Origin of the sequence: Pseudaquabacterium pictum (assembly GCF_005403045.1) — a bacterium.
Classification (GTDB): domain Bacteria; phylum Pseudomonadota; class Gammaproteobacteria; order Burkholderiales; family Burkholderiaceae_C; genus Pseudaquabacterium; species Pseudaquabacterium pictum.
In genome coordinates this window covers 1-5,073 of record NZ_BJCL01000039.1, presented here as the reverse complement: position 1 = coordinate 5,073, position 5,073 = coordinate 1, and the positions used below count along the sequence as shown (strand labels likewise).

General features: G+C 67.4%; 3 protein-coding genes and 1 pseudogene. 3 read left to right on the top strand and 1 reads right to left on the bottom strand.

Features of this window, described 5'->3' with window-relative positions:
• From FFT10_RS27425 to FFT10_RS27415, 3 genes are all read left to right on the top strand, one after another.
• The coding region (locus tag FFT10_RS27425; RefSeq protein ID WP_306446750.1) for an ammonium transporter at nucleotides 1–1,394 on the top strand (1,394 nt) is incomplete at its 5' end.
• Nucleotides 1,395–1,532: 138 nt separating this feature from the next.
• Entirely contained in the window at nucleotides 1,533–2,834 is a 1,302-nt protein-coding gene (gene gshA, locus FFT10_RS27420) for a glutamate--cysteine ligase (protein WP_137736066.1), read from the top strand.
• 104 nt (nucleotides 2,835–2,938) lie between these two features.
• Nucleotides 2,939–4,822 (top strand): potassium transporter Kup, encoded by a 1,884-nt coding sequence (locus tag FFT10_RS27415; RefSeq protein ID WP_137736065.1) that lies wholly within the window; start codon nucleotides 2,939–2,941, stop codon nucleotides 4,820–4,822.
• Nucleotides 4,823–4,952: 130 nt separating this feature from the next.
• On the opposite strand, the pseudogene FFT10_RS27895 reads toward FFT10_RS27415, so the two are convergent.
• Nucleotides 4,953–5,073, bottom strand: a pseudogene (locus FFT10_RS27895) (IS110 family transposase); the annotation flags it as partial.

Here is a 5,073-nt window from a genome sequence, read left to right as displayed (position 1 = left end):
CGCCCGCGCCCGCCCCGGCGGCGGCCGCCGCGGCCCCCGCCGACGCGGCGTCCGCCCCGCCGGCCCCCGTGGCCAACAAGGGCGATGTGTCCTGGATGCTGGTGTCCACCCTGCTCGTCATCATGATGACGGTGCCGGGCCTGGCGCTGTTTTATGGCGGCCTGGTGCGCAGCAAGAACATCCTGTCGGTGCTGATGCAGGTGATGGTGACCTTCTCGCTGATCGTCGTGCTGTGGGCCATCTACGGCTACAGCCTGGCCTTCACCGAGGGCAATGCCTTCGTCGGCGGGCTCGACCGGTTGTTCCTCAAGGGCGTGTTCGATTCGGCCACCGGCACCTTCGCGATGGCGGCCACCTTCAGCAAGGGTGTCTACATCCCTGAACTGCTGTTCGCGGCCTTCCAGGCCACGTTCGCCGGCATCACCTGCTGCCTGATCGTCGGCGCCTTCGCCGAGCGCATCAAGTTCAGCGCCGTGCTGCTGTTCAGCGCGCTGTGGTTCACCTTCAGCTACGCGCCGATCGCCCACATGGTGTGGTTCTGGATGGGCCCGGACGCCTACGCCAGCAAGGAAGTCGTCGACGCGATGAACGCCAAGGCCGGCCTGATCTGGCAGCACGGCGCGCTGGACTTCGCCGGCGGCACGGTGGTGCACATCAACGCCGCCGTGGCGGGCCTGGTGGGTGCCTACATGATCGGCAAGCGGGTGGGCTACGGCCGTGAAGCCATGGCGCCGCACAGCCTGCCGCTGACCATGGTGGGTGCCGCGCTGCTGTGGGTGGGCTGGTTCGGCTTCAACGCCGGCAGCGCGCTGGAAGCCGGCAACTCCGCCGTGCTGGCCTTCATGAACACCTTCACCGCCACCGCAGCCGCCGTGCTGGCCTGGTGCCTGGGTGAAGCCATGATGCGCGGCAAGGCCAGCATGCTGGGCGCCGCCTCGGGTGCGGTGGCCGGCCTGGTGGCCATCACCCCGGCCTGCGGCAACGTCGGCCTGATGGGCGCCATCGTCATCGGCTTCGTCGCCGGCTTCGCCTGCCTGTGGGGCGTGCACAGCCTGAAGAAGCTGCTGGGTGCGGACGACTCGCTGGACGTGTTCGGCGTGCACGGCGTGGGCGGCATCGTCGGTGCCCTGCTGACCGGCGTGTTCAACACCCAGGACCTGGGTGGCCCCGGCCTGGTGACCGACTGGGTCACCGCCACGGTGGGCAGCAACGGCATCGGTGCCCAGGTGTGGATCCAGCTCAAGGGCGTGCTGATCACCATCGTCTGGTCGGCCGTGGTGGCTGCCATCGCCTTCAAGATCACCGACCTGGTGGTGGGCCTGCGTGTCTCGGAAGAGGAAGAGCGCGAAGGCCTGGACATCAGCTCGCACGGCGAGACGGCCTACAGCAAGTGATGCGGGCGGGCCGGCGCTGCCGGCCTGCTGCAACAGGGCTGCCCACGGGCAGCCCTTTTTCGTGGTGGCTTGCCGAACCGGCGGGCGGCACCATCTGCCAGAATCGATCGACCCTTTCTCCAGCACCCAGGCAGCCCCATGGTTCCGCATCTCATCACCGCGCTCACCGGCCCGATCAACGAGCTGGAAGCGCGCATCCTCGACTCGATGCCGGCCATCGAGCGCTGGTTCCGGCTGGAATGGATGGAGCACACGCCGCCGTTCTACTGCTCGGTGGATCTGCGCAACGCCGGCTTCAAGCTGGCGCCGGTGGACACCAACCTGTTCCCGGGCGGCTTCAACAACCTCACGCCCGAGATGCTGCCGCTGGCGGTGCAGGCGGCGATGGCGGCCATCGAGAAGATCTGCCCCGAGGCCAAGAACCTGCTGCTGATCCCCGAGCAGGCGCACACCCGCAACACCTTCTACCTGAGCAGCGTGCAGCGGCTGATGCGCATCTTCACCCAGGCCGGGCTCAACGTGCGCCTGGGCACGCTGGACGATGCGGTGAAGGCGCCCACCCCGGTGGCCCTGCCCGACGGCAGCGAGCTGGTGCTGGAGCCGCTGCTGCGCACCCGCGGCCGGCTGGGGCTGAAGGACTTCGATCCATGCACCATCCTGCTGAACAACGACCTGTCCGAGGGCGTGCCCCGGGCGCTGCAGCACCTGCACGAGCAGTACCTGCTGCCGCCGCTGCATGCCGGCTGGGGCGTGCGCCGCATGAGCCGCCACTTCCAGAGCTATGAAGAGGTGGCCAAGAAGTTCGCCAAGCTGCTGGGCATGGACCCCTGGCTGATCAACCCGATGTTCGGCCAGTGCACCGAGGTGAACCCGGGTGACGCCGCCGGCCTGGACTGCGTGCAGACCAACGTGGATGCGCTGCTGACCAAGGTGCGCCGCAAGTACAAGGAATACGGCATCAACGAGAAGCCGTTCGTGGTGGTGAAGGCCGACACCGGCAACGACGGCCTGGGCCCGGTGACGGTGCGCGACGCCAAGGACCTGGGCGAGGCCTATGCCCGTGCCCGCGCCCGGGCGGCAGCCAGCAACGTGGCCGTGACCGAGGCCACCCAGGTCATCATCCAGGAGGGCGTGCCCACCTACGAGCGGGTGAACGACGCGGTGGCCGAGCCGGTGGTGACGATGATCGACCGCTATGTGGTGGGTGGCTACTACCGGGTGCATGCCGAGCGCGGCGTCGACGAGAACCTCAACGCCCCTGGCGCCCGCTACGTGCCGCTGGCCTTTGCCGGCAGCCACCACCTGCCGCGCGCCGGTGAAAAGCCCGGCGCCAACGCCCCCAACCGCTTCTACATGTATGGCGTGATCGGCCGCCTGGCCATGCTGGCCGCCAGCTACGAGCTGGAAGCCACCGATCCCGACGCCGAGGTCTACGAGTGAACGGCGCGCCGGCGCAACAGCAGCCGGCGTCATGATGCGGCGCACCAAAGCAGGCGCAGAATAGGCGGCTCGCAGACACGTGGCCCCGCTGGCGGGGCCTGGCAATGAGCACGGCCCACGCCCCCAAGACCCCCGCCGCCCTGGCCGCGCTGACCCTCGGCGCCCTCGGCGTGGTGTACGGCGACATCGGCACCAGCCCGCTGTATGCGCTCAAGGAGGTGTTCCACGCCGGCCATGTGGACACCTCGCGCGACAACATCCTGGGTGTGCTGTCGCTGATCTTCTGGACGATGACCACCATCGTCTCGGTCAAGTACGTGCTGCTGATCCTGCGCGCCGACAACAACGGCGAGGGTGGCCTGATCGCGATGCTGGCGCTGGCCACCACCGCGGTGAAGGACCGGCCGCAGCTGCGCAGGGTGCTGATGACGGTGGGCCTGTTCGGCACCGCCATCTTCTACGGTGACGGTGTCATCACGCCGGCCATCTCGGTGCTGTCGGCGGTGGAGGGCCTGGAAGTGGCCGCACCCAGCCTGCACAACTGGGTGATCCCGATCACCCTGCTGGTGCTGACGGGGCTGTTCTCGGTGCAGCGTTTCGGCACCGGCGGCATCGGCAAGTTCTTCGGGCCGATCACGCTGGTCTGGTTCATCGTGCTGGTGGCACTGGGCCTGCCGCACATCCTGGGCAATCCGGCGGTGCTGGTGGCGCTGAACCCGGTGTATGCCTTCCAGTTCTTCGCCGCGCAGCCGCTGGTGGCCTTCATCGGCCTGGGCGCGGTGGTGCTGTGCGTGACTGGCGGCGAGGCGCTGTATGCCGACATGGGCCACTTCGGCAAGCGCCCCATCCGCATCGCCTGGTACGGCTTCGTGATGCCGGCGCTGGTGGTCAACTACTTCGGCCAGGGGGCGATGCTGCTCAACGACCCCGAGGCGGTGAAGAACCCGTTCTTCCTGATGGCGCCGGACTGGGCGCGGCTGCCGCTGGTGTTCCTGGCCACGGCGGCCACGGTGATCGCCTCGCAGGCGCTGATCTCGGCGGCCTTCTCGGTCACCAAGCAGGCCATCCAGCTGGGCATCCTGCCGCGCATGGCGGTGCGCCACACGTCCGTCAAGGACACCGGCCAGATCTACGTCCCCTTCGTCAACTGGGGGCTGTTCGTCTTCATCGTGCTGGCGGTGGGGCTGTTCAAGACCTCGTCCAACCTGGCCTCGGCTTACGGCATCGCCGTCACGCTGGACATGACCATCACCACGGTGATGACGTTCTACGTGATCCGCTACGGCTGGAAGTACCCGCTGCTGCCCTGCCTGCTGGCCACGGGTTTCTTCTTCATCATCGACATCACCTTCTTCGCCAGCAACATGCTCAAGCTGGTGGCCGGCGGCTGGTTCCCCATCGTCATCGGCATCGGCATGTTCACCCTGATGCTGACCTGGATGCAGGGCCGCAAGCTGATGGCTGCGCGACTGCGCGACGACGCGATCGACCTGACCAGCTTCCTGGAGGCGATCTTCGTCAGCCCGCCGCTGCGGGTGCCGGGCACGGCCGTCTTCCTGTCGGCCGACATCGACCTCACGCCCAATGCGCTGCTGCACAACCTCAAGCACAACAAGGTGCTGCACGAGTACAACCTGTTCGTCACCGTGCGCCACCATGAGGTGCCGTGGATCGGCCTGAACAAGCGCATCGAGATGCAGAGCCTGGGCCACGATTGCTGGCAGGTGGTGCTCCACTTCGGCTTCAAGAACGACCCCGACGTGCCCGAGGCGCTGAAACTGCTGGAAGGCCGTGGCATCCCGCTGCCCGACATGGACACCAGCTATTTCCTCAGCCGCGACATCGTCATCCCCACCTTCGGCGATGGCATGGCGATCTGGCGCGAGAAGCTGTTCGCCAGCATGCACCGCAACGCCGCCGGCGCGGCCGACTTCCTCAGCCTGCCCAGCAACCGCATCGTGGAGCTGGGGGCAAAGGTCGAAATCTGAGTTTCGGCTCTGGGCTCGTTGCGGAAGTTGCCGGTTCACCATCTTCAGCACGAGGGCGAACGCCTCGGTCGTGCCTGAGCGCTGGGCCGGGAGGCCCTGCTTTGCGGAGGTCAAGACACCGTTGTGCGTGTCAAGCGGCGCTTGGCTTCAGATGGTCAGCATTGAAGGGCTTGCCAGATCGCAGCACGCCGTAGGCGATGGCCAGCAGCTTGTGCATGCACGCCACCACGATCACCTTGCCCGGCTTGCCT